Consider the following 24,787-nt stretch of genomic DNA (forward strand, 5'->3'; position numbering starts at 1 on the left):
TCAGTGCGCCATGGTCATTTCTCACTGGAACCAGTGTTCACGTGCTTTCATGATCAACGCCTTAGCGGCATCCTCTTCCATACCGGTCATTTCGACCAGTTCATCTACTGCCAGCTCCGCGAGGTCGTCGCGGGTTTGAACCTGGTGCTCGGCGAGCTTCGCGAGAAGCTCGTTGTCCATGCCTTCCAGGCTCTTGAGATCGAGCGCCACGCCTTCGACCTTCTCTTCGTTGGCGATGGCCATCGTCAGCAGCGCGTCGCGCGAGCGGTTGCGCAGCTCGTGCACGGTGTCTTCGTCGAATGCTTCGATTTCGAGCATCTCGTTGAGCGGCACGTAGGCGATTTCTTCGAGGCTCGTGAAGCCTTCGTCGATCAGGATGTCGGCGACTTCCTCGTCCACATCCAGACGCGCCATGAACAGGTCGCGCAACTTGCCACGCTCTTCGTTCTGCTTCAGCGCCGATTCGTCCGGCGTCATGATGTTGATCTGCCAGCCGGTGAGTTCGCTGGCGAGTCGAACGTTCTGGCCGCTGCGGCCGATGGCGACCGCGAGTTCGCTCTCGTCCACGACGACGTCCATCGAATGCTTTTCTTCATCGACGACGATCGACTGGACGGCTGCCGGCGCGAGGGCGCCGATCACGAACTGCGCGGGGTCTTCCGACCATAGCACGATGTCGACGTTCTCGCCACCGAGCTCGTTTCTCACCGCCTGAACGCGCGAACCGCGGATGCCGACGCACGTGCCGATCGGGTCGATCCGCTTGTCGTAGGCGATCACCCCGATTTTCGCACGCACGCCGGGATCGCGCGCGGCCGCCTTGATTTCCAGCAGCCCTTGTTCGATTTCCGGCACTTCCAGCTCGAACAGCTTCATCAGGAATTCAGGCGCGGTGCGCGAGAGTTCGATTTGCGGGCCACGCGCCGTGCGATCGACCTTCGCGATATACGCGCGCACGCGGTCGCCCACGCGCAGGTTTTCCTTCGGAATCAGCTGGTCGCGGCGCAGGAGCGCTTCCACGCGACCGGATTCGACGATGAAATTGCCCTTGTCCAGGCGCTTGACCGAGCCGGTCATGATCTTTTCGCCGCGCTCGAGGAAGTCGTTCAGGATCTGTTCGCGCTCGGCGTCGCGCACCTTCTGCAGGATCACCTGCTTCGCGGCCTGCGCGCCGATCCGGCCGAACTCGATCGACGGAATGGGTTCCTCGATGAAATCGTCCACTTCCGCGTCGGGCTTCTGCTCCTTCGCTTCGAACAGCAGGATTTCCTGATCCGGCTCCTGCAGGCCGGCCTCGTCCGGCACCACGCGCCAGCGGCGGAACGTCTCGTGTTCGCCGCTTTCACGGTCGATCGCGACACGGATATCCACATCTTCCTCGAACAGCTTCTTCGTTGCCGAAGCAAGCGCAGCCTCCAGGGCTGCGTACACCACGTCCTTGTTGACGTTCTTTTCGCGCGCCAGCGCATCCGCCAGCATCAAAACTTCGCGACTCATTGTTTGCGGCTCCTAAAGTCAACTTTGGGGACGAGACGTGCTTTATCGAGGTCCGCGACTGTGAAATCGAGCATCGCGGCGCCGTCCTTCCCTTCAAATTCCAATCCGATCGTTTCGCCTTGCGGGGCGTGCAAGATGCCACGGAACGACTTGCGCCCGTCCAGCGGTTTTTTCAGTGTGATGACGACTTCGCTCCCGGCGAAGCGCTCGAAGTCGGCCAGCTTCTTGAGCGGGCGATCGAGCCCCGGCGACGACACTTCGAGGCGGTCATAGTCGATGTTTTCCACCTCGAGCACGTACTGGAGCTGACGCGTGACTTTCTCGCAGTCTTCGATGGCGATACCGGCCGGCTGGTCGATATAAATGCGCAGCATGCCGCCTCCCGAACGTTCGAGATCGACAAGCTCGTAGCCCAGGCTCGAGACCGTGGTTTCAATCAATTCCGTCAGTTGCACAGTAACTCCAAGGTGTTCGCGCATCGCGCCGCGAAACACCTGCGGGCGAGCGCCTTGACCGGGCGCGCACCCCTGCTCCCGAGATGCCGAACCAAAAAGCCAAAAAAAAATGGGCGCAACGCCCATCATTTTCAACCGAGGTCGCACCCGGGCAGCGCGAAAACTATGTGCCCAGCGACTTCGTGATTTTAGCCATTTTTCGGGATAAACGCAAACGTAAAGCGCGCGTTCGGCCCTGTTTCGCGCTGGATCGCATGCTTTGTTGCCTTGTTTCGATGTCCGTGACTGCTGCTTTCGAAATTCGGTCGAAGACGCCCGCCTTCGACCGATTCTTCCCGCCGCGTGTCAGGCGACGCGCGCGCCTGTCAGCGTCCGCGCGAGCGATTGCGCGGACCGCCGCGGCCTGCGCCGGCCTTGCCTTGCGCTCCGCCCGGCTGCGCGCCGCCCTGACGATTGCCGCCGCGCGGACCGTTGCCGCCGGCGCGCTTGGCCGGGCCGCTCGCGCCCTGCGGGCCGCCTTGCGGACGCGCGCCGCGCTGACCGGTCCCGCGACCGCCGCCATTGGCGCGATTGCCGTTGGGCTCGCCGCCGATGCGATTGCCGTTCACTTCGCGGCCACCGCGTCGGCCGGGGCCGCCGGCGTTGCCCGTGTTACCGCCGAAGCCGCCGAGTCCGCCCATTCCACCTGCGCCGAACGCGCCGGGCATGCCGCCGCCCGCCGCACCGCGCCGGCCGCCGCGAGCCGGCGTCTGCGCCATGCGCGAATGCGAGCTCAGCACCGGCTCACGCGTGATGAAGCCCATCGAGGTTTGCATCGGATCCGGCTGGACACGCGGCGCCGAACTGCGGCCGCCCTTCTCGGCGACCGGCACCTTCAGCCCAACCGTCTCCATCAGGCTGCGCACCTGATTGTCTTCGAGCTCTTCCCAGCGGCCGCGCTTGAGGCCGCGCGGCAACGCGATCGGACCGTGGCGCGTGCGGATCAGCCGGCTGACCATGAGGCCAGCGGCTTCGAACATGCGTCGCACTTCGCGATTGCGCCCTTCCGCGAGCGCGACGTGATACCAGTGATTCGTGCCTTCGCCGCCGCCATCCTGGATGCGCAGGAAATTCGCGGGACCGTCGTCGAGTTCGATGCCTTTCAGCAGCTTCTGCTTCATCGCCTCGGACAACTGGCCGACCACGCGCACCGCGTACTCACGCTCGACGCTGTAGCGCGGATGCATGAAGCGGTTCGCCAGATCGCCGGACGTGGTGAGCAAGAGCAGCCCTTCCGTGTTGAAGTCCAGACGGCCGACCGCGAGCCACTTGGCCGTTTTCATCGACGGGAGCTTGTCGAACACGGACGGACGCCCTTCCGGGTCCGCGTGGCTGACGATCTCGCCCGTCGGCTTGTGATACAGCAGGATGCGCGGCGGCTTGCTCGCGAGCTTGCGCTTGAGTGGCTTGCCGTTGATGCGGACCTGGTCCGTCGGCATGATCCGCTGGCCGATATGCGCCGGCTCGCCGTTCACCGACACGCGCCCTGCGATGATCAATTCTTCCATGTCGCGCCGCGAGCCCATGCCGGCGTCAGCGAGGACTTTGTGCAGCTTCGGCGCGTCGTCGTCCGGTTCGAGCACGCGCTTTTGCTGGGGCGCGTTGCGGCCGCGGCGCAGCATCGGGGCGCGCACGCCGGTCGATCCGTTGTCCGCATCGAATGCGGGCGATGTCACGTAGGCGAAGACATCGTCGACGGCAGCGGCTGCGGCGCTCGCCACGGTGGCCGGACCGGCGTCGTTATGCTTGGCGTGCTTCTCGTTCTTCTCGCGCTTCGGCTGCGCGCCCTTGCGACGGCCACCTTCGCGCGGCGCGGATGCACCCGCTTCCGCCGATGCCTCGACGCCCGGCTCGCCCGCATCGCGGCGCGCGTTCCTGCGCCCGCCCTGCTTGCCCGCCGGCTTTTCGCCCGGGTTCGCGCCCGGGTTCGCGGCTGCGTTCGCGCCCGGATTCGTGCCGCCGGCGTCACGCTTGCCTTGCGCGTTGCGCGGCGTCCTGGCGCTCGCGTCCTTGCGCGGCATGCGCACCTGCGCGACGACGACGCCGTCGGGCGGCGCTTCCGTGACCGCGCCCGGCGCGGCGGGCGCGCCTTCGGGCGCCTTCGTCTTGGCGACAGCGCGGCGTCGCGCGATCAGACTGCGCGGCCCGCGGCGCAGGCCGCGGCGCGGACGATCATCGCCGTCGGCGCTCTCGTCGATGCGCGTGCGTTCGCCGGCATCGGCCGACTCATGGGCGTCCGCGGTATGCGCGGGGCGCGCGGATTCGGGCGAATCGCTGTCGTGGGAGTGTGTCAAAACAACCTCAAATGTCGAATTGCGCGCCCGGGCGGGCGCGTCAAAAATATCCGCTGATCGGTCCGGCGATCGTCTTCGACGTGATCTTTTATCGAGAGCCGGTTGAATCAGGGGCCATGCAATTGCATCAGGCGCGGCGCGCCTTCGGTTCCTCGTCGGAATCGTCGCCGGTCACATCGGCATCGGCCGACGGGCGTGTGTCGTGTTCGTCGCCTTGCGGCTCTTGCGGCTCTTGCGCCGCGTTCGCGATGCTTGCGTCGATAGCCTCGGTCTCGTCGTGCGCCGGCTTCAGCGGCTGCACGCGAAGCTCGGTCAACAGCAAAGCGACGCTCTCGTGCTCCGTGCCCGCATGATCCGTTCCGGCCTCGGCTTCCAGCTGCCCGGCTGCGCCTTCCACGGGCGTCGCGGCGGAATCGTGCTCATTGGGCGCATGCGCCGTTGCCACGCCTTCAGCGCCCACAACAGGCGCCGTCGACGCCGCCGCGCCGTCCGCAAACTCGATCGAATGCTGCGCGAGCAGCGACGCTTCCAGTTGCGCCGACGGATTGTCGAGCGCGGGCAGTTCGTCGAGCGCGGTCAGGCCGAGATCGTCGAGAAACTGCTTGGTCGTCGCGTAAAGCGCGGGCCGGCCGGGCACGTCACGATGACCGATCACCTCGATCCAGCTGCGATCTTCAAGCTGCTTGACCACTTGCGTATTGACCGTGACGCCGCGAATTTCCTCGATATCGCCGCGCGTCACCGGTTGACGATAAGCAATGATCGCCAACGTTTCCATGACGGCGCGCGAATACTTGGGCGGCTTTTCGGGATGCAGCCGATCGAGGTAAGTCCGCATGGCGGGCTTGCTTTGAAAGCGCCACCCCGATGCGAGCGCGACCAGTTCGACGCCGCGGCCCGACCAGTCGGCCTGAAGCCCTTCGAGCAGCGTGCGCACGGTATCCGCCGAGATGTCTTCGGCGAAGAGCTTACGCAACTCACTCAGCCGCAGCGGTTCCTGCGCGCAAATCAAAGCAGTCTCGAGGACGATTTTCGCCTCTTGGGTATTCATGCAGCTTGGGTCAACCCTGTATGGTCAATGATCCAATTCCAAATCGAGCCTGAGCGGGTTCGAACGGCACCTAAGCGGTGCGCACGATAATGCTGGACGCGGAGTTTCAGACGCGCTCGCCCGATTAATCGGTCATATTGATTGGGAGCACGCACCGGGGAGAGGCGTCAATGGGCGATCGGTGAGCGAACGCCGGGCCATCCCAGCCGGACGAGGTGGCGCTTTCTAGGCGAAAGCGCGTGACTGAGCGCCATATTACGCAAAAAGAACCGGGGCGTAAAGGTGATTGATCCGCCCGCCCCGGCCCTCACTCATCTCACGCGCGCGCCGCCAGAAAACGCCGCAGGCGCTCGACGCCTTTGTCGAGGCGCGCCGGGTCGCAGGCATAGCACCAGCGCACGAAACCTTCGCCTTCCGCGCCGAATGCGCTGCCGGGCGCGAGGCCCACGCCCGCCTCGCGCACGAGCGCTTTACAGAGTTCGAGACTTTTCGACGCGCCCGGCAGCGAGAAGAACAAATACATCGCGCCGTCGGGAGCGCGGACGTCGACGCCCTCGATGCTTTGCAGCGCCTTCACCAGGTGATCGCGGCTCGCGCGCAGGTCGGCGACGAGCGATTGCGTGAACGACTCGCCTTCTTCGACCGCGACGATGCCCGCCTGCTGAACGAACGACGGCGCGCACGACGTGTTGTACTCGACGAGCTTGCCGAGGTCGTCCATCAGCGCGGCCGGAGCGACGATCCAGCCGAGCCGCCAGCCGGTCATCAGCCACGCTTTCGAGAACGAGTTGACCGCGATCACGCGTTCGTCGCGCGCGGCGAGATCGAGGAACGACGGCGCGACCGTCGCGCCCGCGCCGTAATAGAGGCGCTCGTAGACTTCGTCCGCGACGATCCAGATGCCGTGCCGCCGGCAATGATCGAGCACGATACGCTGTTCCTCGCGCGTCATCGTCCAGCCGGTCGGGTTGTTCGGCGAGTTGATCATCAGCATGCGCGTCGACGGCGTGAGCGCAGCGAGCAGTTGCCCGATGTCCAGCGTCCAGCCGCGCGGGCCGTAGTTCAGCGAGACGGTATCGACCGTCGCACCGAGAATCTTCGGAATCTCGACGAGATTCGGCCAGAGCGGCGTCACCGCGACGACGCGATCGCCCGCGCCGACGACGAGCTGCGCCGCCAGCATCAGCGCATTGACGCCGGCGCTCGTGACCGCGATGTTCTCCGCCGGCGTCGCGCCGTGCAGCCCGCTGACGTAGCGCCCGAGCGCCTCGCGCAGCGGCGCGATGCCGAGATTGTGCGTGTAGAACGTCGCGCCATCGGCGAGCGCGCGGCTCGCGGCAGCGCGGATGAACGGCGGCGTCACGCGATCCGACTCGCCGAACCAGAACGGCAGCACGTCCGGCACGCCGAAGCCCGCGTTGGCGACTTCGCGAATCTGCGAAGGCCGCAGCGCGCGCACCGCGTCACGGGCGTTCGGCGCGCCGTGTGCATCGTGCTGGCCGCTCGCATGCGCCTGCGCGCCCGTCATGCCGCTCAGTTCAGCGATCACCGCGCCTTCGGATTCACTCATCGCCCGCTCCGTGAAAAATGGTGAAGTCTAACGCGGCTGCATTCTTTTCGAGACGCGCCGCCGCTCATTCCAGATCTTCCGCGCGCCGCGGCAACGCCGCGATGAGCGACCACACCGACTCCGCCGCCGGCGACAACGACCGGTCGCGCCGCCGCACCAGCTCGACGGTCCGCTCCGCACGCGGCTCGAGCGGCAGCGCGACGAGCGACGAATCGGCCGGCAGCGGCAGCGCGAGCCACGGCAGCACGCTCACGCCGACGCCCGCTTCGACCAGGCCGAAAACCGTTGCCGAATGGCCGAGTTCCTGCACGACGTGAGCATCGACGCCGTGCTCCTGCATGACGGAATCGATGATCGGCCGGCTGCCGGACGCATAGTCGAGCATCACGAGCCGCTCGCCCGCGAGCGCTTCCCACGGCGCGGCCCGCTCCTTCGCCAGCGGATGATCGCGGCGCGCGACGAGGCAGAAGGAATCGGTCATCACGGGCTGGGATTCGACTTCGTCGGCGGCGAACGGGCCGATCACCACGCCAAAATCCACTTCGCCCGATTTCACCTTGCGCAGCACGTCGGACTGGACGTCGTCGCGCAGGCTGAGCGTGATCAGCGGATGCTGCCGCAGGCACGAAGCGATGACACGCGGCATCAGCCGGCACGCGACCGTCGGGCTCGCCGCGACGATCACCCGTCCGCGACGCTGCTGCCCGAGATCGCGCACTTCGCGCAGCGCTTCGTCGAGATCGGCGAGAAGCCGCGACACCGTGCCGACGAGACCCACGCCGACATCCGTCAGTTGCACTTCGCGCGTCGTCCGGTCGATCAGTTTCAGCCCGATCTCGCCTTCCAGTTCGCGCACGCACCGGCTGACCGCCGATTGCGTCAGCCCGATCTCTTCGCCCGCACGACTGAAACTGCGCAGCCGCGATACCTCGATAAAGACGCGCAGTTGCCGCAACGTCACGTTCAAAGGCGCGTTCATTCCATGCACTCATCAATAACAGGATCTTATGCGCATTATAGGCGGTCGATCCCGAAGTCTGATCGACAAGACGCGTTACGCTGCGGTGCAGCAAAAGGCTGCGGACGCACGGCCGATGGGCCTGCTGCACAGGATTGGTGATTGTCCCGATTTCTTAATCAATCCATTTCGGGTCTGATACGGGCCATGCTGGCATCGCGTCAGCCTACTGCCATGCGGGTTTCCCGGATTTCGCGACACGCATGGCACGGTTCTCGCATTTCATTGCGCACAAAGGTCGGAGCCATACGCGGACAGATTGAAACACTGATCAGCGGCGCCGCTTCGGCCTTCCCTGGTATTCGTTCATCGGATTCCGACCAGAGTGCGCGGCGCGGGGCAGCGCACCGGGGTTAGCTTCGCTGAGGTGAGATATGGTGCTGTTCGACGATTTGAGAGATAACGAGTGGGCGCTGGTTGAGGCGTTGTTTTGTTCCGAGCCGGCACGCAGCGAGCGGCGCGGCCGTCCGCGCGTGGAAGCGCGCTCGGTGGTCAACGCCGTGCTGTGGGTCTTGTCGACGGGCGAAGGCTGGTCGAAATTGCCCGGCCGTTATCCTTCGCCGCCCACCTGCCGCCGTCGCTTCGACGAGTGGCAAGCCGACGGCACGCTCGCGGAAATCGTGAAGCGGCTGTCGAGCAATGGCCGCGAGGTATCGCTGCGCGGACGCATCGGTTCGAGCGCCGTGAAGCCGCCCGCACCGCCGAGCCGCGATCGCCTGCGCGGCGCATTCTGGACGAATCCGGAATCGTGGCGCGCGCCGGCCAAGATGGCCTGACATCATCGATCGAGCCATGGCCGGACTTGAGCCGGCCATGGCTTTCCCCTTCCCTCATCGCATCTCTTCGCCCGAGCGCGGCGCGTCCGGCGCGAAACAACTCTTTACCATTCCTTACAGCGGCGGTATCCAACGAGGCATAGCTTGTTGAGTGGATAAACAGGTCCATCGGATCTGAGGACACTCACATGAAGGCATCGACTCTGCTCGTCCGAGGCGCGTTCATCGCGCTCGCCGGCGTAGCGGCAGCCGGCCAGGCGCAGCCGCCGCCCGCATCGTCCGATCTGCGACTGAGCACGCGCGCTACGGCATCGGCCCAGCATGAAGTCTCGCGTGCGCCTGCTTCGACACCGCCCGCGCCGCGCGGCGACTTGCGCGGCGATATTGCGAGCAACGTCCGCGCTCGGCCGGACAACGAACGCGAAGAGCGCTCGCCGCAGCATTGAAACCGTCAAAAGCGCTCGCGGTCGCGATTATCGACACGCGGAACCCCGCGAGCCGCGGCAAGTCACATCAGATGCCATGAGCACAGCGTGGCAACAGTGATAACCGGTCTGCCCGTATCCTTGGATACGGGCTTTTTTTTCGCCTGTCAGCGCGCTGCATCCGATGACGACGATCCACCCTCGGCCCGTCCGCCGATCGGCATGCCGCTCCGAAGAGCCCGGTTCGCCCGTTCCGTCGCGCTAGATTCTCGCTTCGAGCACCGCTTCGTGACCGCCGAAGGTATAGGGTTCGGCGCGGCGCAAGTCCCAGTCGATCGAGCGCTCGTCCCGCGACAGGCGCGAAAACTCCTGTTTTCCCCGTTCGGTGACGACGGCGATGTCGACCGGCGCATGGAACCCGGGCGCCGGCGCGACGGTACGCTGCCGCGCCAGTTCGAGCAGCCCGAGGGCGCGGAGACGGTCGAAAACATTGGGGCGTTTCGCCCACGGAACTTGACGATACTGCGCTCGGCGAAGTGCTTCGAGTACGGCTTCGTTGGAATACGTGGTCATCTCGTTCTTTCTTCCTATGCAGCCATGACGACGCTCGTGACGGTCGCAAGACGGCCCGCGACGTCGACTAAACGCGGCGCGCCGAATTTCGCGCTGACGAGCGAGACCACCGTTCGCAGCCTGAATGTTTGGCCGCCGCTTGCGTTAGGTGCTGCTTTCTCTTAAAAACCCCCGTTGAGCGCGCGCTGATCACGCGCCTTCTGCACCCCCGCCGATGCGCTTCGAATCACGCGATGACGGAGCGAATTGTCCTGAAACCAATACGTTACCCCAATCAAATTGGTTCTATTTACTTTATTGATGCTTTTTTTCGCATTATTCGCGCTATGGAAGAGACGGCGCACGCAGATCGCCATCCTGATCTTGCTGCTCGCCTGGGGTTTCGGCACCGGGTGGTTTGCGAGGCCGCTTTTCGCGCTCGCTCAGTACGGTTATGAACAGACCATTCCGCCCTCTTTCGCACCGAAAACGACGATCGTGCTGATGGGCGGCGGCACGTCGCGCACGGACGCCGGGCTGGTTCCGAAGCGCGCATCGATGCCGCGCATCCAGGCGGCGGCGAAGGTGTATCGCCAGTGCCGTGAGACGGGCGCATCGTGCCGGGTGATCGTGAGCGGCGGCGATCCGCAGGATCACGGACAAGCGGAAGCCGATAACTACGCGCCCTACGTGCTGGCGGGCGGCGTTCCGTCGACGGATCTGACGCGAGAAAACAAAAGCCTGAATACATACGAAAACGCTCAAAACGTAGCCGGTATATTAGGGAACGCACATGACAGTACTTTGATTCTCGTCACGTCCGCCTATCACATGCGGCGTTCTGTCCGCGCTTTCGAGGCGTTCGGCTATAAACCGCAGCCCTACGTCTCCGACGTGCGGCGCTCCCGTCTCACGTTCATTCCGCGCTTTCGGAGCTATGAAAATAGCGAACTGGCGCTGCATGAACTGGTTGGATTGGCGCGGTTTTATGTGTATCGCTGGCTGCATCTTTATTGAGTGCGCCATATCAAAATAATCAGGACTGGAAAGTACCGTAACGCGCCGGTATGATTTCGCTCCGGCCGCAGGGCCGGACGGAATGGCCTGCCCCATACCGCACGGACCATTCCGGGATACGATTGTCTAGCCCGGATCCGCGCCAGTCCGGCTCGCCCTGCGGTCATCGACGCGCGAGCGCGTGCCGGTCCAGGCAGGAGCGTTTTTTGCTCCGACTTATGCGTCTTTCCAACCGGATCGGCAGGCGATTCCCGGGTTCAACTGCTATTAGGAGGTAACAATGAAGAAAGTGTCCCTGGCTGTTCTGTTGTCCCTTAGCGCGGTCGCATCGGCTTACGCGCAAAGCGAACAAGGCGTGCGGATGAGTACCGATCCCGCAACGATCGCGGACGTCGAATCGCGCGCACAGGCTCTGCAATCGCGTCAGTCGAGCATGCAAGACATGCCGATGGATCACTCGATGTCGGGCAAGTCGGGCCATCACAAGAAGTCGCACGGCAAGGCAAAGCAGTCCGCCGAGTAAGCGGCACGCTGTTTCTGGCCGGCAGTGACCGGCCGGGCTGCGCCGTCATCGCGATGCCACGCGCGTCGCGATGACGGCGTGGGTTTGCTTTTTCTTTCTTCCTCCACGCGCCTCAACCGCGCGCCGTCCGATACGCAACCCAGTCGCCGTTTTCAATGCGCGGCAACCCCCGCACCGCCGCCGCTGTCACCGGATAAATCAGGCAATCGACATGCATCGCCGTGCCCTCGAGTTGCACATCTACGTGCAGCCGATGCGCGCGAAATAGTCCCTCCACGCCCGGATAGACGTCCTCGATCTCATCCAGCACAGGCACGAGCATGTCTTCGATTCGATAAACGTCGCCATGGATCGGCGCGCCGGTGTCGTCGAGCACGAGTCCCGGATATGAGCCAAAATCGTACAGGCGCCCGTACACGTGCGCCGCGCCAATTCTGGTCGGCGCTGTGATTCCATGACGCTCCGCCGCGACGTTGATATCGTTCACCTCACCCGCGCGCAGCGTGCCGTACACAAAGACGTATTGCATCGAAGAAGCCGCTCCTTTGTCGGTCGCCGACAGATTGCGCATTATCGCCGCTCAAAAAGCGCGAGCGGTTTCGAGCGGGGCGCGCCGCCACGCACTACGATCACGCGCAATAACTAAACATGCCCACATTCGCGGATACACGACCGTTGAACGAAGAAGTCGAGCATCTCGATATTCCCGTCGAGCATTCGCCGACGCTCGATCATCCGATCCGCGTGCGCTCGCGGCCCGTGCCGTATGGCGTGCGCATCGCGCTGCATACGCATCCATGGGCGCAGGTGGCTTATACGTCGCGGGGCGTGCTGCGCGTCGCGACCGCCGATTCCACCTGGATGGTGCCGCCCTCTCGCGCCATTTGGGTGCCGCCGAATGTCACGCATGAAGTCGTGATCGTCGAGGACGCCTACCTGCGCACGCTTTACGTCGATGCGAGCGTCATCCCGGCCGGGCTCGATGCGTGCCGCGTCGTCGAGGTTTCGCCGTTGCTGCGCGAAGTGATCGCCGCGCTGGATGATCAACCGATCACGCGTCAGCGCGAGCGGCTGCTCGGCACGCTCGCGCTCGACGAAATCATGCGCTCGCAGCCCCTGCCGCTCTCGGTGCCGATGCCCAATGAAAAGCGCCTGCGCGCGCTGTGCAATGCGGTGCTGGCGGATCCGTCGAATTCGGATCTGGAACGCTGGTCGTCTGAAGCGGGCGCGAGCACGCGAACCATCGCGCGGCTCTTCAGGCGCGAGCTGGGCGTGAGCTTTTCGCAATGGCGTCAACAAGCCGTGCTGGCGCGCGCGATTCCGCTGCTGAGCCAGGGCCGGCCGCTCGCGCAAGTCGCGCGGGAATTGGGATACCAGAGTCAGAGCGCGTTTTCGGCGATGTTCCGCCGCGCGTTCGGCGAAAGTCCTCGCGCTTTCTTCGCACGCGATTCGAGCGATGAACGCAACGGCGACAGCCTGTAAACGGCTGCAATAACGAAGTCAAACGCGCCTGACCATGTGCCGGATCGCGCCGAGTTGCGCGAGCCGCGGCCCCGCCGGACGATAACCCATGCGTGTGTAAAGCCGCGCGGCCGGATTATCGACGAATACGCGCAGCTGGCATTCCGTGAGCCCGCGTGCGCGCGCCCAGCGATGCGCGGTGTTCAGCAGGAACGTGCCGGCGCCGCGACCGCGGAAACCCTGCGCGATCTGCACGTCGCGAATATGAAGCGAGTGGTTCTCCTCGGTGACGCGCATCATGCCGATCGGCACGCCGTCCGCCTGAAGGATGAAATTCTCCGACTCCCGCCAGCTCGACAGAAACAGGTCGCCGCGCCAGACGAGGTTGTGCCGCCGATAGTAGCCGCCCATGTTGTCGTGCGTGAGCGCTTCGGCGAAGGCGAAATCCGCCATCGTCGCCTGACGGAGTTGATAAAGGGAAAGATCTTCGGTCGGGTCGAGCATCGCACGCATGCAGGCACGGGACAGTGCCTCAACACTATGACAGCGTGAGCGTGCTGGCAATCAAAAATGCAATACGCGCGATTCGGTTTGCACCGCATCGGAAAAACTGGACGGCGCGGGAAACGATGGACGAAAAAAAATCCAGCCCGCAGGCTGGATTTTCTTTTACTGAGTTGGCGGAGCGGACGGGACTCGAACCCGCGACCCCCGGCGTGACAGGCCGGTATTCTAACCAACTGAACTACCGCTCCAACTCTTTCATCGCGTCTGCGAGGATGATGAACCTCGCGAAACGTGCAGCGCTTCACTAGCAGCCGCCGATGTTCTGGCGTCCCCTAGGGGATTCGAACCCCTGTACTCACCGTGAAAGGGTGATGTCCTAGGCCTCTAGACGAAGGGGACAACAAACTTCTTGCAACCCTGCGGCGAAAAAAAACCGGCTGATCAGCCGGAGTACTCCTGCTCGCAAAGTGTTGGCGGAGCGGACGGGACTCGAACCCGCGACCCCCGGCGTGACAGGCCGGTATTCTAACCAACTGAACTACCGCTCCAACTTTTCATTGCCTCGCAAGGTGCGGCACCTTGCGAAACCTGCAGCGCTTTAACTAGCAGCCGCCGATGTTCTGGCGTCCCCTAGGGGATTCGAACCCCTGTACTCACCGTGAAAGGGTGATGTCCTAGGCCTCTAGACGAAGGGGACAGAAACTTGTGTATCTGTCTTTACTACGTGCTTCGCTGATTCTCTTTGCTGCTTGAAATCAACGAAGACCGAGATTCTAAACAACTTCGCGTATCTTGTGAAGTATTTTTTGCGACTTCCGATTTCGGAGAACAACCTTCGCAATCAGCTTCATCCGTTCTTTGGTGGAGGTAAGCGGGATCGAACCGCTGACCTCTTGCATGCCATGCAAGCGCTCTCCCAGCTGAGCTATACCCCCTTGCAGAACAGAAACGAGATTCTATAGGCCGTTTTCGAACTTGTAAATACCTTTTGAAGCCCGAATCGAAATTTTTTTGCCTTGGTCGCCGGATTTGCGCGCAATGGACGATTCACGCCCATCGCGCGCCGTTTCTTCACCCGGCCGCTTTTTCCAGCCGACGCAGCACCGTCTCGCGGCCGAACAGCATCAGCACGGTATCGATGGACGGCGTGTGCGTCGTGCCCGCGGCGAGCAGGCGCACCGGCATCGCCAGTTGCGGCATCTTGAGCTTGTGCGCCGCCAGCGTCGATTTCAGCGCGGCCGAGATCGCGTCCTTCGTCCATTCCGCCTGCTCGAGCGCCGCGCGCAGATCCGCAATTGCCGGACGCACCGCATCCGTCACGTGCTGCGCGTAGGCGTCCGGATCGATCGCCGGTTCGCGATAGAACATCGCGGCGTTATCGGCGATTTCCTTCACCGTCGATGCGCGATCCTTCAGCAACGCGACGACCTGATCGAGCGGCGCGCCGCCTTCGATGGCTGCAGTCTCGATGCCCGCCGCGACGAGGAACGGCTTCGCGAGCCCGGCGAGGCGAGCGTTGTCCGCTTCCTTGATGTAGTGCGCGTTGAGCCAGTTGAGCTTGCTGTGGTCGTACTGCGCGGGCGACTTGCCGAGGTGCTCCAGATCGAACCATTCGACGAACTGTTCGCGCGAGAAAATCTCCGCATCGCCGTGCGACCAGCCGAGCCGCGCGAGATAGTTCACGACCGCTTCGGGCAGATAACCCTCATCGCGATAACCGACGACGCTCATCGCGCCGTGGCGCTTGCTCATCTTCTCGCCCTGCTCGTTCAGCACGGTCGGCAGATGCGCGTACACCGGCGGCTCGCCGCCCAGCGCGCGCAGGATGTTGATCTGGCGCGGCGTGTTGTTCACGTGATCGTCGCCGCGAATGACGTGCGTGATCTTCATCTCGAGATCGTCGACGACCACGCAGAAGTTGTACGTCGGCGTGCCGTCGGGACGCGCGATCACGAGATCGTCGAGTTCTTCGTTCGAGATTTCGATGCGTCCCTTCACCGCGTCGTCCCACGCGACGACGCCCGAGAGCGGATTGCGAAAGCGCACCACCGGCTTCACGCCTTCGGGAACCGGCGGCAGCACCTTGCCCGGTTCCGGGCGCCACGTGCCGTCGTAGCGCGGCTTCTCGCCTGCGGCACGCTGACGCTCGCGCAACGCGTCGAGCTCTTCCGTCGACATATAGCAGTGGTACGCGAGCCCGCTTTCCAGCATTTGCGCGACGACCTCGCGATACCGGTCCATGCGCTGCATCTGATAGAACGGGCCTTCGTCGAAGTCCAGACCGAGCCACGCCATGCCTTCGAGGATCGCGTCGACCGATGCTTCCGTGGAGCGCTCCACATCCGTATCTTCGATGCGCAGCACGAAGGTGCCCTTCATCTTGCGCGCGAACGCCCACGGATAGAGCGCGGAGCGGATGTTGCCGAGATGGATGAAGCCGGTCGGGCTCGGGGCGAAGCGTGTACGGACTTGGGTCATTGCTGTGTTCTCGAAGTGCTCGATGGTTGGCGCTCGTCACGCCGCCACGCCCTCCGGCGCGTTTCTTTGCGGAGCATGTGTCGAGCGCCCGATGGCTCTTTGCACGAAAGGGATTGCCTGGCGGAAACATCGTGCGCACGTGGCGCGCGCCGGCTTGAAATGAGTCGAAATTATACTCGCCGACGGCACCGGGCCGCCCCGCGCGGCTTTTGATTTATGATGTGCGCGCCGTTTTCATCGTGCTTCGAAGCCGCCTGCTCAGGCGCTTTGTTGCGCACTCGCCGCATCGCTGGAGTTCGCCTTGAAGTCATCGTCACCTCGTCTTTCCCGCCGCGCGTTTTCGCTCGCGGCGGCATCGTCCGTTCTCGCCGCCTGCACGACCACGAGCGGCGGCGGCGCGCCCGTCGCGGCCACGCCTGCGCCGAACGCCGGGGCGCAACGGCCGGCGCGCATCGGACTTGCGCTCGGCGGCGGCGCGGCGCGCGGGTTCGCGCATATCGGCGTCATCAAGGCGCTCGAGGCGCGCAACGTGCGCGTCGATCTCGTCGCGGGCACGAGCGCGGGCTCGGTGATCGCGGCGCTGTATGCATCGGGGATGAACGGCATCGCCATCAACAAGCTCGCGCTCACGATGGACGAAGCGTCGATCAGCGACTGGGCGATGCCCTTTCGCACGCGCGGCATTCTGCAAGGCGTCGCGCTGCAGAACTACCTGAACAAGACGCTCGACAACCGGCCGATCGAGAAGATGGCGAAGCCGCTCGGCATCGTCGCGACGGACCTCAGGAACGGCCAGCCGATTCTCTTTCAGCGCGGCAACACGGGCATCGCGGTGCGGGCGTCGTGCAGCGTGCCGTCGATCTTCGAGCCGGTGAAGATCGGCGATCACGAATACGTCGATGGCGGACTCGTCAGTCCGGTGCCGGCTGCGTTCGCGCACAAGATGGGCGCGGATTTCGTGATTGCCGTCGATATTTCCGCGCGGCCCGAGACCGCGCTCACGCAGAGTTCGTTCGACGTGCTCATGCAGACGTTCACGATCATGGGCCAGTCGATCAAGGCCTACGAGCTCGACAAGTACGCCGACGCCGTCATTCGCCCGAACCTCAACGCGATGAGCAGCAGCGACTTCAGCCAGCGCAACGCGGCGATTCTGGCGGGCGAGGAAGCGGTCGCGAAGATGTGGCCGACGTTGCAGCGGCAGCTTGCGGACCGTGGCATGCGGGTTTGACGATTCGGGCCGGCGTGTCGGCTGATCGGCCGCGATGAGACACCTGCGCCAACGAAAAACGGCGGCCTCTCGCGAGCGCCGCCGTTTCCATAAACCCATGCTACGGTCGATTCAATAATCCGCGTCTTCGATCCACGCCGCCTGAATCGCTTCGAGAATCTTTTCGTTGGACTTTTGCGGATCGTCGTCGAAACCGTCGAGTTCCGTCACCCAGCGATGCAGATCCGTGAAACGCACATATTGAGGATCGACATCCTGATGCGCGTCGGTGAGCGCCATCGCGATCTCCTGCGTATCCGTCCACTTCATGGGCGAGCCTCCTGTCAGTGATTTTCCTTGGCGTGATTGATGGAGTACCGGGGAATCTCGACCACGAGATCTTCCTCGGCCGGCATCATTGCCTGACATGATAACCGCGATGTCGGTTCCAGGCCCCACGCTTTGTCGAGCAGGTCGTCTTCGTCCTCGCCGGACGGTTCCAGCGCGTTGAAACCCTCGCGGATGATGACGTGGCAGGTCGTGCACGCGCACGACTTCTCGCACGCGTGCTCGATTTCGATGCCGTGTTCCAGCAGGTTGTCGCAGATGCTCTTGCCGACATCGGCGTCGATCACGGCGCCGTCCGGACACAGTTCGACATGAGGCAGCACAACGATTTGAGGCATGGTTTTCCGTGAATGCTTGAGTGAAATCAGACGTCGTCGAGCTTGCGGCCCGCGAGCGCGCGGCGAATGCTCTTGTTCATGCGGCGCGCGGCGAATTCGTCGGTGGCGACCGAAAGCGCCTTCGTGGCGTCTTCGATCTGCTGCGTCGATTCGCCTTTCGCGAGCGTCGCGAGTTCGGCGGTGAGCGTGTCGATCTGCGCGCGTTCGGCGTCGTCGAGCAACTCGCCGTCGCTCTCGAGCGCGGCGTGCGTCGCTTCGACGAGACGCTCGGCTTCGACCTGCGCTTCGCGCAGCGCGCGGGCGCGCATGTCGATCTCCGCCGTCTTGAAGCTCTCTTCGAGCATGCGGGCGACGTCGTCATCGGCGAGACCGTACGACGGCTTCACCACCACCGACGCCTCCACGCCCGACAACTGCTCGCGCGCGAAGACCGACAGCAGACCGTCCGCGTCGACCTGATACGTGACGCGGATGCGCGCCGCGCCCGCCGCCATCGGCGGAATGCCGCGCAGCTCGAAGCGCGCGAGCGACCGGCAGTCGGAGACAAGCTCGCGCTCGCCCTGCACGACGTGGATCGCCATGGCCGTCTGGCCGTCCTTGAACGTGGTGAACTCCTGCGCGCGGGCGGTCGGAATCGTCGAATTGCGCGGGATGATTTTTTCGGTGAGGCCGCCCATCGTTTCGACGCCGAGCGACAGCGGAATCACGTCGAGCAGCAGCCAGTCGTCGCCTTCGCCGCGCCGGTTGCCCGCGAGCAGATCGGCCTGAACCGCTGCGCCGAGCGCGACGACCTGATCCGGATCGAGATTGACGAGCGGCGGCTGGCCGAAGAACGCTTCCACCGCGCGGCGGATGACGGGCATGCGCGTCGCGCCGCCGACCAGCACGACGCCCTTGATTTCGGCGGGCGTCACCTTCGCGTCGCGCAGCGCCTTTTTCGTCGGCCCGAGCGTGCGCGCGACGAGCGCTTCGGTCAGCGCGGCGAACTGCGCTTCGGTCACGGCGACGTCGATTGCCACGCCGGTCGACAACGTCGCCTGCACGCGCGCCTCGTTCGCCGACGACAGCGCTTCCTTCGCCGCGCGCACGCGATCGAGCAAGAGGCGCACGTCTTCCGGCGCGTCCGGCTGAACGCCCGCCTGCGCGATCACATGCCGATACAGCGCGTGATCGAAGTCGTCGCCGCCGAGCGCGGAGTCGCCGCCCGCCGCGAGCACTTCGAAGACGCCCTTCGTCAGCTTGAGAATCGACAGGTCGAACGTGCCGCCGCCGAGATCGTAGACCGCGTAAAGACCCTCGGCGCCGTTGTCGAGGCCGTAGGCAATCGCGGCTGCCGTCGGCTCGTTGAGCAGGCGCAGCACGTTGAGGCCCGCGAGCTTCGCCGCGTCCTTCGTGGCCTGGCGCTGCGCTTCGTCGAAATAAGCGGGCACCGTGATGACCGCGCCGACGAGATCCTCGCCGAGCGTGTCTTCCGCGCGATAACGCAGCGTCGCGAGAATTTCCGCCGATACCTCGACCGGGCTCTTCACCCCGTCGATGGTACGGATCTGCACCATGCCGGGCGCGTCGATGAAGTCGTACGGCGCGTTTTCGGCGCCCTCCACTTCGCTCTTGCCGCGGCCCATGAAGCGCTTGACGGAGACGATCGTATTGCGCGGATCAGTGGCGGCTTCTTCCTTCGCGATCCGGCCGATACGCCGGCCGCCCTTTTCCAGATAACGCACGACGGACGGCAGCAGCACGTGGCCGTCCTCGTCCGGCAGCGCTTCGGGCACGCTGTTCCGCACGGCGGCCACGAGCGAATTCGTGGTGCCGAGATCGATGCCGACCGCCACACGCCGCTGGTGCGGCGCGGGCGCCATGCCGGGTTCTGAGATTTGCAGTAAAGCCATCGTTGGTCTTATGGGGTTGTATCCGGCGCGTTCTTGTCAGTGTTCGAGCCGCTCGATCTGCGCGCCGATTTCATGCGCCACGCGCTCGATGAACATCAACTGGCGCACTGCCTCGCTCGCTGCCTGATCCGCGTTGCTGTCGATCAGCGCTTCGAGTTTCGTGAAGCGCACACGCTCTTCATCGCGCAGTTCGTCGAGCAACGCTTCGAGCGCGCCGACGTTCTTCGCGGCGGCGGCATCCTCGATATTCTCGCGCCATTCCATCTGCTGCATCAGGAAGGCGGGTTCCATCGCCGTATTGTTTTCCGCGCCGACATCGACGCCGCGCAGCGACAGCATGTAGCGCGCGCGCTTCAACGGATCGCGCAGCGTCTGATACGCCTCGTTCGCGCGCGTGGCCCATTGCATCGCGAGCCGCCGCTGAGCGTCGCCCGCTGCGGCGAAGCGGTCGGGATGAACCTGCGCCTGCACGGTGCGGTAGGCGTCGTCGAGTTTCTGGCGATCGACGGCGAAAGTCTGCGGCAGATCGAAGAGATCGAAGTGGCTGTCGGTGAGCGTGGCCATGACGTTGTGTGTGTATTCAAGATGCGCGAATGAAAAAGGCGGCCAGCGCCGCCTCTTTTGCCGAAACCGCCGGCGTCACACGCGTCATACGCGGAACGATTCGCCGCAGCCGCACTCGTCCTTCGCATTCGGATTATTGAAGCGAAAGCCCTCGTTCAGCCCTTCGCGCGCGAAGTCCAGTTCGGTGCCGTCGAGATAGGCGAGGCTCTTCGGATCGATCACGACCTTCACGCCGGCCGATTCGAACACCATGTCTTCCGGTGCGAGTTCATCGACATATTCGAGCTTGTAGGCCAGACCCGAACAGCCCGTCGTACGCACGCCCAGCCGCAAACCGACGCCCTTGCCGCGTCGCGTCAGATACTTCTGCACGTGTTGTGCCGCCTTCTCCGTCAACGTGATTGCCATAGTCTTCGCGTCTCTCGTCTTCGCGTCTCGCGCGCTCAAATCCCGCTTCCCGCAGCGTTGCCGTCATTCGAGGCAGCGCCGCTGCGGTCTTTCCTTGCTTCGAAAACCGTGTGCGCGCGGCGCTTGTCGCGCGCGCGCCCGCCCTTACGCTGCCTGCTGCTTCGCCTGCGCTTCGTGCGCTTCCGGAGCGGCGGCGCCGTGGCGCTGCTTGTAGTCGGCGACCGCTGCCTTGATCGCGTCTTCCGCGAGGATCGAGCAGTGGATCTTCACCGGCGGCAGCGCCAGTTCCTCGGCGATCTGCGTGTTCTTGATCGTCAGTGCCTGATCCAGCGTCTTGCCCTTCACCCATTCGGTGACGAGCGAGCTCGACGCGATTGCCGAGCCGCAGCCGTAAGTCTTGAACTTCGCGTCTTCGATCACGCCGTCCGCGCCGACGCGGATCTGCAGCTTCATCACGTCGCCGCAAGCGGGCGCGCCGACCATGCCGGTGCCGACGGTGTCGTCGTCCTTCGCGAACGAACCGACGTTGCGCGGGTTTTCGTAGTGGTCCAGAACCTTGTCGCTATAAGCCATGATTCAAACTCTCCTTTATTCGATGACGCGCGTCGCTCAGTGCGCAGCCCACTGGATGGTCGAGATGTCGATGCCGTCCTTGTGCATTTCCCAGAGCGGCGACAGATCGCGCAGTTTCGCGATCTTGTTCTTGAGCAGGTTGATCACGTAATCGACATCCTGCTCGGTCGTGAAACGGCCCACCGTGAAGCGGATCGAGCTGTGCGCGAGTTCGTCGTTGCGGCCGAGCGCGCGCAGCACGTACGACGGCTCCAGCGACGCCGACGTGCACGCCGAACCCGACGACACCGCGACATCCTTCACCGCCATGATCAGCGATTCGCCTTCGACGAAATTGAAGCTGATATTGAGGTTGTGCGGCACGCGGCGTTCCATGTCGCCGTTGACGTACACCTCTTCGATATCCTGCAGGCCCTTCAGCAAGCGGTCGCGCAGCATGCGGACGCGCTCGTTTTCGGTCGCCATTTCTTCACGCGCGATGCGGAACGCCTCGCCCATGCCGACGATCTGGTGCGTCGCGAGCGTGCCCGAGCGCATGCCGCGCTCGTGTCCGCCGCCGTGCATCTGCGCTTCGATGCGCACGCGCGGCTTGCGGCGCACGTACAGCGCGCCGATGCCCTTCGGACCGTACGTCTTGTGCGCCGAGAACGACATCAGATCGACCTTCAGTTTTTGCAGGTCGATGACGACCTTGCCCGTGGCTTGCGCGGCATCGACGTGAAAAATGATGCCCTTCGCGCGCGTGATCTCGCCGATCGCCTCGATGTCCTGAATCACGCCGATCTCGTTGTTCACGTGCATGATCGAGACGAGGATCGTGTCGGGGCGAATCGCTGCCTTGAACTTTTCGAGATCGATGAGACCGTCGTCCTTCACATCCAGATACGTGACTTCGTAGCCTTCGCGCTCGAGCTCGCGCGTGGTGTCGAGCACGGCCTTGTGCTCGGTCTTCACCGTGATGATGTGCTTGCCCTTGCTCTTGTAGAAGTGCGCCGCGCCCTTGATGGCGAGGTTGTCCGACTCCGTCGCACCCGAGGTCCAGATGATCTCGCGCGGATCCGCGTTCACGAGCGCCGCGACGTCCTCGCGCGCCTGCTCGACCGCACGCTCCGCATCCCAGCCGTACTGGTGGCTACGCGAAGCAGGATTACCGAACTGCTCGCGAAGATACGGAATCATCTTGTCCACCACGCGCGGATCGATCGGCGTCGTCGCGCTGTAGTCCATGTAAATGGGCAGGTGGGGAATATCGTTATTCATCAGTCGCTCCGGGAAAATCGGTCACATCGTCTGCCAGGCCGCTGCCTGCCGCGCTGCCGTCTGACTGGCTTCGCGGCGGCGCAGGTCAACCGGCCAGATTGAAAATGGAATTCGGGCCCTTGGGCACGACACGCGCGGCCTCGACGCCAGCCGGTTCGGCGCGCCGGTCGCGTAGCACCGCCGCCGAGCCTTCGCGGGCGCGCTGCTGATCGACCAGATCCTTCAGCGAGACGGAATCGAGGTACTCGACCATCTTCTGATTGAGCGTCGCCCACAATTCGTGCGTCATGCAGTGGCCGTCGTGCTGCTTCGTGCCTTCGCACGTGCCCTTGCCGCCGCACTGCGTGGCGTCGATGGGCTCGTCGACCGCGATGATGATGTCGGCGACCGTGACGTTTTCCGCGCGGCGCGCGAGGTTGTAGCCGCCGCCCGGACCGCGAACCGACTCGACGATCTCGTGACGCCGCAGCTTGCCGAACAGTTGCTCGAGGTAGGAAAGCGAGATGCGCTGGCGCTGACTGATGCCTGCCAGCGTCACCGGGCCCTGCTCCTGGCGCAACGCCAGGTCGATCATCGCCGTGACGGCGAAACGGCCTTTCGTGGTGAGTCTCATAATTGGGGGCTAACGCTAATACTCGATGATTTTCGTCAAGTATAAATAGCCCACAATTTTAGTCAAGTATCTAGGCCGAAATATGTAGCGGTTTAGGGGATTTATTTGGCCCGTGCTTCCCACCGTTCTTCCGACGCGGCGCCGCCAGATTCACGCCACCAATTGCGCTCGCAGGCTAGTCAACAAGCCTGCGCAGGCGTCCTCGCACTGATCCAGCACACGCTCGAAGCCCTCGTCGCCGCCGAAGTAGGGATCGACCACGACGCGGCTGTCATCGGCTCTGGCGAACTCCATCAGCAGACGAATCTTGTCGCGATGCTCAGGCGGACAGACCGACGCAAGCGCCGAAGCATTCGCATCGTCCATGACGATGAAGAGATCGAAGCGCGCGAAGTCGTCTGCCGCGATCTGCCGGCCACGCAGGCTCGACAGATCGTAGCCGCGCTTTTTCGCCGCGCGCTGCGCACGTTCGTCCGGCGGATGACCGATGTGCCAGTCGCCGGTGCCCGCCGAATCGATGATGATCCGATCCGTCAGCTTCGCCTTCATGACCAGCTCGCGCATCACGGCTTCCGCGCTGGGCGACCGGCAGATGTTACCGAGACAGACGAAGCAGACAGCGATCGAATTCATCGAAATCGAAGTAAGAAGTGGCGATGGAACGCGGCGGTCGGATTATACAAAGTAGTGACAAAACGCGCCGGGACGGTCGGCTGACGCGAATCAGCGTTCGTCGCGGTGGATGTCGTGCGTGACAAAGCGCGCTTCGCCGTTCGGCATTTCGAGCCAGTCGCGGTGCGCCAGTGTGCGGCGGATGTCCGTCAGCCCGCTTTGCCAGTGCTCGAGCATGGTCGAAAGGCCGAACTGGTAATCCTTGTAATGGCCCTCGTATTCCTTTTGCCGGTAGATGAGGTGAATGATGTTGTAGCGCTTCGAGCACGCGAGCTCGGCGGCGCGCCGGCACCATTCGTCGTTCTTGCGCACGTCCTCCGGCACGAGATCGAGCACGTGCTGCAGCACGTTGCGGTAGCGCTGCGCGCGCTGCATGTCGTCCGTGACGAGGCGCGTGCGGCTCGAATACTGGATGTCTTTCACGCGGCCCATGACATCGACGATGCTGTCGGGCACCGGTCCGCGCGCGCTCCACAGATCGACCTGGAAACCGAGCGTATTGCGGCGCGGGACGGCCTGCGCGAGTTCGTAAAGCGGCGTGTTCGACATCAGGCCGCCGTCCCAGTAAAACTGCCCGTCGATCTCGACCGCCGCGAAGCCCGGCGGAAGCGCGCCGGAAGCCATGAAATGCTCCGCACGCAGCTTAATGCGCGTGTTGTCGAAATAGGCGAAGTTGCCCGTCGCGACGTTCACCGCGCCCACCGACACCCGCGTCTCGCCGGAATTGATGCGGTCGAAATCGCAGAGGCGTTCGAGCGTAGCCTTGAGCGGCGTGGTGTCGTAATAGCTCGCGGTTTGCGGCAAACCGGCGGCCACCGGCGACGGCGGCGGGAAGCGCGGCACGAAAAAGCCCTTCTGCCCTTCGACGAGCGCACCAACCGCCTGTAGCGCGGTGAACGCCTTGCGGATTTCGTCGGCGGAATCGAAGAACGCCCGCTCGACGAATCCGGGCAACGGGAAGCCGAAGGCCGGCTGGCAGATCGTTTCCCAGAATTCGAGAAGGCGTGTCGCGCGGTTCTCGGGGGCATTGCCCGCGATAATCGCCGTATTGAGCGCGCCGATGGAGATACCGGCTATCCAGTTCGGATGGATGTCCGCCTCGTGCAGCCCTTGATAAACGCCCGCTTGATAGGCGCCGAGCGCGCCGCCGCCCTGGAGCATCAGCGCGATGGTCTCGTAAGGCGGCAATGCGATGCGCCCACGACGCGCGGTGTCGCGCTCCGATACCGGTTCGATTTCTGCCATG

General features: G+C 63.9%; 26 protein-coding genes and 5 tRNA genes. 6 read left to right on the top strand and 25 right to left on the bottom strand.

The genetic code is table 11. From position 1 onward, the window contains the following. Positions 1-21 precede the first annotated feature (21 nt). The 6 genes from nusA to NCR39_RS08130 form a co-directional block, all read right to left on the bottom strand. Positions 22-1,497 (bottom strand): transcription termination factor NusA, encoded by a 1,476-nt coding sequence (gene nusA, locus NCR39_RS08105; RefSeq protein WP_040050197.1) that lies wholly within the window; start codon positions 1,495-1,497, stop codon positions 22-24. Further along, a complete protein-coding gene (rimP, locus tag NCR39_RS08110) occupies positions 1,494-1,952 on the bottom strand; it encodes a ribosome maturation factor RimP (protein WP_040050198.1) in 459 nt (152 codons plus the stop codon). The genes nusA and rimP overlap by 4 nt, the downstream gene beginning before the upstream one ends. Positions 1,953-2,317: 365 nt before the next feature. Next, positions 2,318-4,285 (bottom strand): 23S rRNA pseudouridine(2605) synthase RluB, encoded by a 1,968-nt coding sequence (gene rluB / locus NCR39_RS08115; protein ID WP_250451735.1) that lies wholly within the window; start codon positions 4,283-4,285, stop codon positions 2,318-2,320. Positions 4,286-4,412: 127 nt separating this feature from the next. After that, complete coding sequence (gene scpB, locus NCR39_RS08120) at positions 4,413-5,336, bottom strand: SMC-Scp complex subunit ScpB (RefSeq protein ID WP_250451736.1); 924 nt, start codon at positions 5,334-5,336, stop codon at positions 4,413-4,415. Between the two features lie 316 nt (positions 5,337-5,652). Continuing rightward, positions 5,653-6,864, bottom strand: a complete 1,212-nt coding sequence (locus NCR39_RS08125) for a pyridoxal phosphate-dependent aminotransferase (protein WP_250451767.1) — start codon at positions 6,862-6,864, stop codon at positions 5,653-5,655. Between the two features lie 106 nt (positions 6,865-6,970). Beyond that, the gene (locus NCR39_RS08130; protein ID WP_250451768.1) at positions 6,971-7,873 is read right to left on the bottom strand and encodes a LysR family transcriptional regulator; all 903 of its coding nucleotides are present in this window, start codon (positions 7,871-7,873) and stop codon (positions 6,971-6,973) included. Between the two features lie 425 nt (positions 7,874-8,298). Here NCR39_RS08130 and NCR39_RS08135 point away from each other — a divergent pair, with 425 nt between their 5' ends. Next, the gene (locus NCR39_RS08135) at positions 8,299-8,700 is read left to right on the top strand and encodes a transposase (RefSeq protein ID WP_035969202.1); all 402 of its coding nucleotides are present in this window, start codon (positions 8,299-8,301) and stop codon (positions 8,698-8,700) included. 188 nt (positions 8,701-8,888) lie between these two features. Then, positions 8,889-9,146, top strand: coding sequence for a hypothetical protein (locus tag NCR39_RS08140; protein ID WP_250451737.1), 258 nt, complete (start codon positions 8,889-8,891; stop codon positions 9,144-9,146). A 240-nt stretch (positions 9,147-9,386) separates the two neighbouring features. Here the strand turns inward: NCR39_RS08140 and NCR39_RS08145 are convergent, their stop codons facing one another. Beyond that, complete coding sequence (locus tag NCR39_RS08145) at positions 9,387-9,698, bottom strand: hypothetical protein (protein WP_250451738.1); 312 nt, start codon at positions 9,696-9,698, stop codon at positions 9,387-9,389. Between the two features lie 363 nt (positions 9,699-10,061). Between NCR39_RS08145 and NCR39_RS08150 the strand changes: the two genes are divergently transcribed. Together NCR39_RS08150 and NCR39_RS08155 are read left to right on the top strand one after the other, a co-directional pair. Further along, the gene (locus tag NCR39_RS08150) at positions 10,062-10,694 is read left to right on the top strand and encodes a YdcF family protein (protein ID WP_250451739.1); all 633 of its coding nucleotides are present in this window, start codon (positions 10,062-10,064) and stop codon (positions 10,692-10,694) included. 280 nt (positions 10,695-10,974) lie between these two features. Continuing rightward, the gene (locus tag NCR39_RS08155; protein ID WP_250451740.1) at positions 10,975-11,217 is read left to right on the top strand and encodes a hypothetical protein; all 243 of its coding nucleotides are present in this window, start codon (positions 10,975-10,977) and stop codon (positions 11,215-11,217) included. 112 nt (positions 11,218-11,329) lie between these two features. Here NCR39_RS08155 and NCR39_RS08160 read toward each other — a convergent pair whose 3' ends face one another. Further along, entirely contained in the window at positions 11,330-11,746 is a 417-nt protein-coding gene (locus tag NCR39_RS08160; RefSeq protein ID WP_250451769.1) for a gamma-glutamylcyclotransferase family protein, read from the bottom strand. A gap of 119 nt (positions 11,747-11,865) precedes the next feature. Between NCR39_RS08160 and NCR39_RS08165 the strand changes: the two genes are divergently transcribed. After that, positions 11,866-12,699, top strand: coding sequence for an AraC family transcriptional regulator (locus NCR39_RS08165; protein ID WP_250451741.1), 834 nt, complete (start codon positions 11,866-11,868; stop codon positions 12,697-12,699). An 18-nt stretch (positions 12,700-12,717) separates the two neighbouring features. On the opposite strand, the gene NCR39_RS08170 is transcribed toward NCR39_RS08165, so the two are convergent. The 7 genes from NCR39_RS08170 to gltX form a co-directional block, all read right to left on the bottom strand. Beyond that, on the bottom strand, positions 12,718-13,182 hold the full coding sequence (locus NCR39_RS08170) for a GNAT family N-acetyltransferase (RefSeq protein WP_040050932.1): 465 nt from the start codon (positions 13,180-13,182) through the stop codon (positions 12,718-12,720). A gap of 174 nt (positions 13,183-13,356) precedes the next feature. Beyond that, a tRNA-Asp gene (locus NCR39_RS08175) sits at positions 13,357-13,433 on the bottom strand. 75 nt (positions 13,434-13,508) lie between these two features. Further along, a tRNA-Glu gene (locus tag NCR39_RS08180) sits at positions 13,509-13,584 on the bottom strand. A 72-nt stretch (positions 13,585-13,656) separates the two neighbouring features. Continuing rightward, positions 13,657-13,733, bottom strand: a tRNA-Asp gene (locus NCR39_RS08185). Between the two features lie 73 nt (positions 13,734-13,806). Beyond that, positions 13,807-13,882, bottom strand: a tRNA-Glu gene (locus NCR39_RS08190). A 162-nt stretch (positions 13,883-14,044) separates the two neighbouring features. Beyond that, positions 14,045-14,120 (bottom strand) — tRNA-Ala (locus tag NCR39_RS08195). Between the two features lie 136 nt (positions 14,121-14,256). Beyond that, positions 14,257-15,663: a glutamate--tRNA ligase gene (gene gltX / locus NCR39_RS08200; protein ID WP_250451742.1), complete on the bottom strand. Its 1,407-nt coding sequence runs from the start codon at positions 15,661-15,663 to the stop codon at positions 14,257-14,259. A 301-nt stretch (positions 15,664-15,964) separates the two neighbouring features. On the opposite strand from gltX, the gene NCR39_RS08205 reads away from it, so the two are divergent. After that, entirely contained in the window at positions 15,965-16,894 is a 930-nt protein-coding gene (locus tag NCR39_RS08205) for a patatin-like phospholipase family protein (protein WP_250451743.1), read from the top strand. Between the two features lie 111 nt (positions 16,895-17,005). Here NCR39_RS08205 and iscX read toward each other — a convergent pair whose 3' ends face one another. The 10 genes from iscX to NCR39_RS08255 form a co-directional block, all read right to left on the bottom strand. After that, a complete protein-coding gene (gene iscX / locus NCR39_RS08210) occupies positions 17,006-17,203 on the bottom strand; it encodes a Fe-S cluster assembly protein IscX (protein WP_035969227.1) in 198 nt (65 codons plus the stop codon). A gap of 14 nt (positions 17,204-17,217) precedes the next feature. After that, positions 17,218-17,559 carry an ISC system 2Fe-2S type ferredoxin gene (gene fdx, locus NCR39_RS08215; protein WP_040050913.1) on the bottom strand — a complete coding sequence of 114 codons (342 nt, stop codon included), beginning with the start codon at positions 17,557-17,559 and terminating at the stop codon, positions 17,218-17,220. Between the two features lie 26 nt (positions 17,560-17,585). Further along, positions 17,586-19,451 (bottom strand): Fe-S protein assembly chaperone HscA, encoded by a 1,866-nt coding sequence (hscA, locus tag NCR39_RS08220; RefSeq protein ID WP_250451744.1) that lies wholly within the window; start codon positions 19,449-19,451, stop codon positions 17,586-17,588. Positions 19,452-19,487: 36 nt separating this feature from the next. Continuing rightward, positions 19,488-20,015: a Fe-S protein assembly co-chaperone HscB gene (gene hscB / locus NCR39_RS08225; protein WP_250451745.1), complete on the bottom strand. Its 528-nt coding sequence runs from the start codon at positions 20,013-20,015 to the stop codon at positions 19,488-19,490. An 84-nt stretch (positions 20,016-20,099) separates the two neighbouring features. Further along, the gene (iscA, locus tag NCR39_RS08230) at positions 20,100-20,423 is read right to left on the bottom strand and encodes an iron-sulfur cluster assembly protein IscA (protein WP_040050933.1); all 324 of its coding nucleotides are present in this window, start codon (positions 20,421-20,423) and stop codon (positions 20,100-20,102) included. A gap of 144 nt (positions 20,424-20,567) precedes the next feature. Beyond that, entirely contained in the window at positions 20,568-20,996 is a 429-nt protein-coding gene (gene iscU / locus NCR39_RS08235; protein WP_250451746.1) for a Fe-S cluster assembly scaffold IscU, read from the bottom strand. A gap of 36 nt (positions 20,997-21,032) precedes the next feature. Next, a complete protein-coding gene (locus NCR39_RS08240) occupies positions 21,033-22,256 on the bottom strand; it encodes an IscS subfamily cysteine desulfurase (protein ID WP_250451747.1) in 1,224 nt (407 codons plus the stop codon). 85 nt (positions 22,257-22,341) lie between these two features. Then, positions 22,342-22,869, bottom strand: a complete 528-nt coding sequence (gene iscR / locus NCR39_RS08245) for a Fe-S cluster assembly transcriptional regulator IscR (RefSeq protein WP_040050918.1) — start codon at positions 22,867-22,869, stop codon at positions 22,342-22,344. A 150-nt stretch (positions 22,870-23,019) separates the two neighbouring features. Beyond that, positions 23,020-23,502: a low molecular weight protein-tyrosine-phosphatase gene (locus NCR39_RS08250; RefSeq protein WP_250451748.1), complete on the bottom strand. Its 483-nt coding sequence runs from the start codon at positions 23,500-23,502 to the stop codon at positions 23,020-23,022. 90 nt (positions 23,503-23,592) lie between these two features. Beyond that, positions 23,593-24,786: a DUF3734 domain-containing protein gene (locus NCR39_RS08255; RefSeq protein WP_250451749.1), complete on the bottom strand. Its 1,194-nt coding sequence runs from the start codon at positions 24,784-24,786 to the stop codon at positions 23,593-23,595. Position 24,787 lies beyond the last annotated feature (1 nt).

Source organism: Caballeronia sp. ATUFL_M2_KS44 (assembly GCF_023630965.1).
In the GTDB taxonomy this organism is placed as follows: Bacteria; Pseudomonadota; Gammaproteobacteria; order Burkholderiales; family Burkholderiaceae; genus Caballeronia; species Caballeronia concitans.

Excerpts from the sequence above, each read along its gene's own strand:
- nusA (WP_040050197.1), bottom strand. The coding sequence starts at position 1,497 with ATGAGTCGCGAAGTTTTGATGCTGGCGGATGCGCTGGCGCGCGAAAAG.
- scpB (WP_250451736.1), bottom strand. The coding sequence starts at position 5,336 with ATGAATACCCAAGAGGCGAAAATCGTCCTCGAGACTGCTTTGATTTGC.
- NCR39_RS08125 (WP_250451767.1), bottom strand. The coding sequence starts at position 6,864 with ATGACGGGCGCGCAGGCGCATGCGAGCGGCCAGCACGATGCACACGGC.
- NCR39_RS08135 (WP_035969202.1), top strand. The coding sequence starts at position 8,299 with ATGGTGCTGTTCGACGATTTGAGAGATAACGAGTGGGCGCTGGTTGAG.
- NCR39_RS08140 (WP_250451737.1), top strand. The coding sequence starts at position 8,889 with ATGAAGGCATCGACTCTGCTCGTCCGAGGCGCGTTCATCGCGCTCGCC.
- NCR39_RS08145 (WP_250451738.1), bottom strand. The coding sequence starts at position 9,698 with ATGACCACGTATTCCAACGAAGCCGTACTCGAAGCACTTCGCCGAGCG.
- NCR39_RS08155 (WP_250451740.1), top strand. The coding sequence starts at position 10,975 with ATGAAGAAAGTGTCCCTGGCTGTTCTGTTGTCCCTTAGCGCGGTCGCA.
- NCR39_RS08160 (WP_250451769.1), bottom strand. The coding sequence starts at position 11,746 with ATGCAATACGTCTTTGTGTACGGCACGCTGCGCGCGGGTGAGGTGAAC.
- NCR39_RS08165 (WP_250451741.1), top strand. The coding sequence starts at position 11,866 with ATGCCCACATTCGCGGATACACGACCGTTGAACGAAGAAGTCGAGCAT.
- NCR39_RS08170 (WP_040050932.1), bottom strand. The coding sequence starts at position 13,182 with ATGCTCGACCCGACCGAAGATCTTTCCCTTTATCAACTCCGTCAGGCG.
- gltX (WP_250451742.1), bottom strand. The coding sequence starts at position 15,663 with ATGACCCAAGTCCGTACACGCTTCGCCCCGAGCCCGACCGGCTTCATC.
- iscX (WP_035969227.1), bottom strand. The coding sequence starts at position 17,203 with ATGAAGTGGACGGATACGCAGGAGATCGCGATGGCGCTCACCGACGCG.
- fdx (WP_040050913.1), bottom strand. The coding sequence starts at position 17,559 with ATGCCTCAAATCGTTGTGCTGCCTCATGTCGAACTGTGTCCGGACGGC.
- hscA (WP_250451744.1), bottom strand. The coding sequence starts at position 19,451 with ATGGCTTTACTGCAAATCTCAGAACCCGGCATGGCGCCCGCGCCGCAC.
- hscB (WP_250451745.1), bottom strand. The coding sequence starts at position 20,015 with ATGGCCACGCTCACCGACAGCCACTTCGATCTCTTCGATCTGCCGCAG.
- iscA (WP_040050933.1), bottom strand. The coding sequence starts at position 20,423 with ATGGCAATCACGTTGACGGAGAAGGCGGCACAACACGTGCAGAAGTAT.
- iscU (WP_250451746.1), bottom strand. The coding sequence starts at position 20,996 with ATGGCTTATAGCGACAAGGTTCTGGACCACTACGAAAACCCGCGCAAC.
- NCR39_RS08240 (WP_250451747.1), bottom strand. The coding sequence starts at position 22,256 with ATGAATAACGATATTCCCCACCTGCCCATTTACATGGACTACAGCGCG.
- iscR (WP_040050918.1), bottom strand. The coding sequence starts at position 22,869 with ATGAGACTCACCACGAAAGGCCGTTTCGCCGTCACGGCGATGATCGAC.
- NCR39_RS08250 (WP_250451748.1), bottom strand. The coding sequence starts at position 23,502 with ATGAATTCGATCGCTGTCTGCTTCGTCTGTCTCGGTAACATCTGCCGG.
- NCR39_RS08255 (WP_250451749.1), bottom strand. The coding sequence starts at position 24,786 with ATGGCAGAAATCGAACCGGTATCGGAGCGCGACACCGCGCGTCGTGGG.